The following is a 4,751-nucleotide window of genomic DNA, read 5'->3' as shown; positions in this document are numbered from 1 at the left end:
ATCACAAGATGAACAGATGGCCTTCGGTAAAGTGATTGATAAGCTTGAGACTGAATTACGCGGCGTTGTTCGCCAACTGGGTGAATGGGAGTCAGAATACGCAGACAAACAAAAAGCGCTTGATGAAGACATTGGCCAAGAAGTGATTGCCACCCATATCGCGCCACTGAAAAAGACGTTCGCAGAGCTGCCCGAGATCATCACTTTTCTCGAGGCAATGCAGGCCGACATGCTGGAACACCTTGATATTTTTTTAGAAGACAGCGAAGAGCAAGCGGCACTCGCCTACGCGGCGTTAGATAAAAAGCTCCCTCGCCGTTATCAAGTCAATGTATTAGTTAGCCAACACGACGCGCAAGCCCCCATCGTGGTCGAAGACAGCCCCAGCTATCACAATTTATTTGGCTATGTTGAAAACGCCACCTTTAAAGGCACGGTCTTCACTGACTTTTCTCTCATTCGCGCCGGCAGTTTCCATCGCGCCAATGGCGGTGTGTTGATGATGGATGCCATCAAAGTGCTCGAAAAACCTTACGTATGGGAAGGCATTAAACGTGCCTTGAGCAGTCGTCAGCTCAGCGTCAGTGCGCTAGAGCGAGAGGTAACCCTCAGCGGAACCGTGTCACTCGATCCAGCCCCCATTCCACTTGATCTCAAAATTGTTTTATTTGGCGATTATCAAACGTATCAGCTTTTACAACGCTACGATGCAGAATTCAGTGAGCTGTTCCGAGTCACAGCAGATTTTGAAGATGACATGCCTCGAACAGAGAGTACTGAGCACCAATACGCCAAATTTATTTCCAGCATTATCCATGATGGCAACCTGTTACACTGTAGCCGCAGTGCTATCGCTCGTATTATCGAGCACAGTGCACGACAAGCGGAGGATCAAAACCGTTTGTCGCTTCATTCAGCTGACATCGCTAACTTATTGCGCGAGTCCAATTACTGGGCCACGCAAGCAAAAGCGAATACCGTTGGCGCGCTGCATGTTGAAAAAGCCCTTGCCAGTCGAAACATGCGGGTAAGCCGCTTACGAGACAGCATGATGCAGAATGTAGAAAACGGGGTAACGTTGATCAACACCCAGGGAACGGCTCTCGGCCAGATTAACGGCCTGTCAGTGCTCAGCACCTCTGACTACAGCTTTGGTTTACCCAATCGCATTACCGCGACCACCGCGTTTGGCGAAGGTGAAGTACTCGATATAGAGCGTAGCGTAAAACTAGGCGGGCGTATTCACTCAAAAGGGGTAATGATTTTATCCGCGTATCTTGCCACGCTTTTGGGTAAAACCGATAAGATCCCGCTAAAAACGCATCTGACCTTTGAACAATCGTATGGCGGCGTCGACGGTGATAGCGCCTCCATGGCGGAATTTTGTGCGATTTTCTCGGCAATGACTGAGGTGCCACTGCGCCAGGATATCGCCATCACAGGATCCATGAACCAATTTGGCGAAGCACAACCGATTGGCGGTGTGAATGAAAAAATCGAAGGCTTCTTTGACGTCTGCACACTCAAAGGGCCAAACCACCAGCAAGGGGTAATTATTCCTGCCGCCAATATTCAGAATCTGATGTTGCGCAAAGATGTGGTGCTGGCAGTTGAAAAAGGCGAATTTCATATTTATGCCGTTTCGCACGTCAGTGAAGCACTCTCGCTTTTATCAGGAGAGAAAGCGGGATTCGGTCCCGAGGGTAAAGCCCCCAACGGACTATTGACCATCGCGATGGATAAACTGAACAATCAACGCGATGCACATCGTACTTCCGCAAGTTAAAGACAGCGGCCACACTGGCCGCTTTTTTCTTCTTAGTTCACATCAGGATCGTCACTTCTCATTGTGGCAGCAATCACGTTATTGACTTTCACCATAGCTTGATCCGACGCAAAAAAAATAGCGACCTTTGCGCGTAATATGCAATGAAAACCATTCTTATTTGGATCTCACATTATGAAACTGTCAACGCTTGGTCGCGGTCAGTCCGCGCGTATTACCAGTGTCCATCATGTGCCCGCTGTTATCCGTCACCGCCTTGCTGTTATGGGATTAATCCCGGGCACCGCGGTGGAGCTGGTTCGGCGAGCACCGCTTGGAGACCCATTACAAATCCGGCTCGATAACGAACAACTCGTCGTTCGTCGTGACGTTGCCAAATTGATTGATGTGGAGACACTGTAATGGAAAAAAAACGCATTCTTCTTGCCGGTAACCCAAACTGCGGCAAAACCACATTATTTAATGCGTTAACCGGCTCTCGCCAAAAAGTCGGTAACTGGGCTGGCGTCACGGTTGATAAGAAAGTCGGCCAGCTCACGTTCAATCAAACAGCGAACGACAATACAGAGTGTGAAATTACCGATTTACCCGGTTTATACGCCCTAAATGCAGGCTTTGATGCCAGCCTAGACGAACAAATCGCGACGTATTCAATTGATAGCCGCGACTGTGATGCGATCATTAATGTGCTAGATGCCAATAGTCTTGAAAGAGGGCTGTACCTTACCTTGCAATTACGCGAGCGCGGCGTCCCGATGATAGTGCTGATCAATAAGATGGATCGGTTAGATCGCAACGGACAACAGCTCGATATCGGGAAGCTACAAGAATGGCTTGGTTGTCCCGTGCTTACCGTTACCGCATGCCAAGCCGACAGTGTGGCGACTTTCCGCCATCAGCTCGCCCATATGATGATGGAACTTCCGCATTGCGACGCCATGCAGTTAAACTATGGTGAGCATATCGAGGCATGGATCCAATCTCATCTTGGCGCCCCGTTTGCAGGCTCGGCAGCGGCACAAGTGAATCAACGCGCCCATTTGCTTGAGTGCCTAGAGCGAGATCGTTTGCCCGATGGCAATGATACGTCCCTACAAGCGTTATTTTCCCAGGCTTGCCAATCGCTGGCCGGACAAGATACCGACATTCTTATCGCCGATACACGCTACAGCTATATTCGCGATCTGGTACATGACACACGACGCGAGCACCGCCATTTAAGCCGCAATAAAACCGAAAAACTCGACAAGGTGATCCTCAATCCTTTTTTATCGCTGCCTATTTTGCTTGCCGTACTCTATGCCATGTTCGTATTTGCCATCAATATTGGCGGCGCCTTTATCGACTTTTTTGATATCGCCGCTGGCGCTGTTTTAGTGGATGGCACCCATCAACTATTAGATGGCATATTGCCCGAAGCGATAGTGACACTCGTTGCAGATGGTGTGGGTGGTGGTATCCAAACCGTGGCGACCTTTATCCCGGTGATTGCTGGGCTGTATCTTTTTCTCACCGTTCTAGAAAGCACCGGTTACATGGCGCGCGCCGCCTTTTTGCTCGATGGTTTGATGCAAAAAATTGGCTTACCGGGTAAAGCATTTGTCCCCCTGATCCTCGGCTTTGGCTGTACAGTGCCTGCCGTCATGGCAACGCGCACTCTTGAGCAAATTCATGAGCGCAAAACCGCCGCAGCAATGGCCACCTTTATGTCCTGTGGTGCACGGCTCCCCGTTTACGCCTTATTTGCCGCAGCGTTCTTCCCGCAAAACGGACAAAACCTAGTATTTGCGCTCTACTTACTTGGGATTGCAGCGGCTGTGCTCACTGGTTTGATTTTGCGCCACACCCTTTATCCGGGCCAAAGTGAAAGTCTGTTAATGACACTGCCGGACTACGAGCTCCCCCGTATTCGCCACGTGTTGAGTCATACCTGGCAAAAGCTGCGCCGTTTCGTATTGGGGGCAGGTAAAACCATCGTCATTGTAGTAACCCTCTTAACTTTCTTTAACTCTCTCGGTACCGATGGCAGCTTTGGCCATGAAGATAGCGAGACATCTGTGTTATCGAAAGCGGCTCAAGTCGTCACCCCTGCTCTCTCACCCATTGGTATCGAAGAAGATAATTGGCCAGCCACTGTCGGCTTAGTGACCGGACTATTCGCCAAAGAAGCAGTGGTTGGTACCTTAAATAACCTCTATGCCCCAACCAATGCAGAACAAGACGAAGGCTCGATCAGTGATGCGCTTGTTGACGCCGTTCAAAGCATTCCCGAAAACTTATTTGGCATTGATTACAGCGATCCATTCGCGATGAGCGTGGGAGAGATAGAAAACACCGAAGCCGCTGCGCAAGAGCAAGCAGTGAGTATGGCAACGTTTGACAATTTACACCGCCAATTCACGACGACGGCCAGTGTTATGGCTTATCTGATTGTGATCCTACTGTATACGCCCTGTGTTGCCGCGATAGGAGCCTATACCCGTGAGTTTGGCCGTCGATTTGCGCTATTTATCGCGGGATGGTCAATGCTCTTAGCTGTCAGTGGTGCCACACTGTGCTTTCAAGTCAGTCAAATCGGCGTGGCGACCACTCAGGCGACAGTTTATATTGTCAGCCTTTCTGCCCTACTGATTACCGTGATCGGCGTAATGCGTTATGTTGGTCGCCATCCTCATTGGTTCAAGGAGACCTATTATGATCCTGCAAAAGCTCAAAGCCAGTGTCACTCAGGCGGGTGTCATTAGTCGAGAAGCGCTTGCAAAAGAGTACGGCCTCAGTCCCGACGGTATTGAGGCCATGATGGAGACTTGGATCAGGCGGGGCACGATCATCCGCCAATGTACTTGTCACGATCAGCAAGAGGTTCAATACCGTTTAGCGCATCATAACGAAATACAATGCTTGAGTATGGTATAGCGAGACATACAAAAACGGCGACCATTAAGGTCGCCGGTTTGCTTTATAA

The 4,751-nt window shown here is 49.8% G+C and carries 4 protein-coding genes; all 4 read left to right on the top strand.

The genetic code is table 11. The features are described 5' to 3' along the window. Positions 1-1,786, top strand: a 1,786-nt coding sequence (locus tag BZG79_RS11795) for a Lon protease family protein (protein WP_108743285.1), incomplete at its 5' end; no start/stop codon positions are given. A 174-nt stretch (positions 1,787-1,960) separates the two neighbouring features. Next, positions 1,961-2,188 carry a FeoA family protein gene (locus BZG79_RS11790; RefSeq protein WP_021023136.1) on the top strand — a complete coding sequence of 76 codons (228 nt, stop codon included), beginning with the start codon at positions 1,961-1,963 and terminating at the stop codon, positions 2,186-2,188. Continuing rightward, positions 2,188-4,530 carry a ferrous iron transport protein B gene (gene feoB, locus BZG79_RS11785; RefSeq protein ID WP_077774469.1) on the top strand — a complete coding sequence of 781 codons (2,343 nt, stop codon included), beginning with the start codon at positions 2,188-2,190 and terminating at the stop codon, positions 4,528-4,530. The genes BZG79_RS11790 and feoB overlap by 1 nt, the downstream gene beginning before the upstream one ends. Beyond that, on the top strand, positions 4,481-4,702 hold the full coding sequence (locus BZG79_RS11780; RefSeq protein WP_158011336.1) for a FeoC-like transcriptional regulator: 222 nt from the start codon (positions 4,481-4,483) through the stop codon (positions 4,700-4,702). Before feoB ends, BZG79_RS11780 begins: the two co-directional genes overlap by 50 nt. Positions 4,703-4,751: the final 49 nt, after the last annotated feature.

Origin of the sequence: Salinivibrio sp. MA427, from assembly GCF_001996115.1 — a bacterium.
GTDB lineage: Bacteria > Pseudomonadota > Gammaproteobacteria > Enterobacterales > Vibrionaceae > Salinivibrio > Salinivibrio costicola.
The sequence above is the reverse complement of the archived record's forward strand: the minus strand, read 5'-3'. Positions and strand labels throughout refer to the sequence as shown.

Excerpts from the sequence above, each read along its gene's own strand:
- BZG79_RS11790 (WP_021023136.1), top strand. The coding sequence starts at position 1,961 with ATGAAACTGTCAACGCTTGGTCGCGGTCAGTCCGCGCGTATTACCAGT.
- feoB (WP_077774469.1), top strand. The coding sequence starts at position 2,188 with ATGGAAAAAAAACGCATTCTTCTTGCCGGTAACCCAAACTGCGGCAAA.
- BZG79_RS11780 (WP_158011336.1), top strand. The coding sequence starts at position 4,481 with ATGATCCTGCAAAAGCTCAAAGCCAGTGTCACTCAGGCGGGTGTCATT.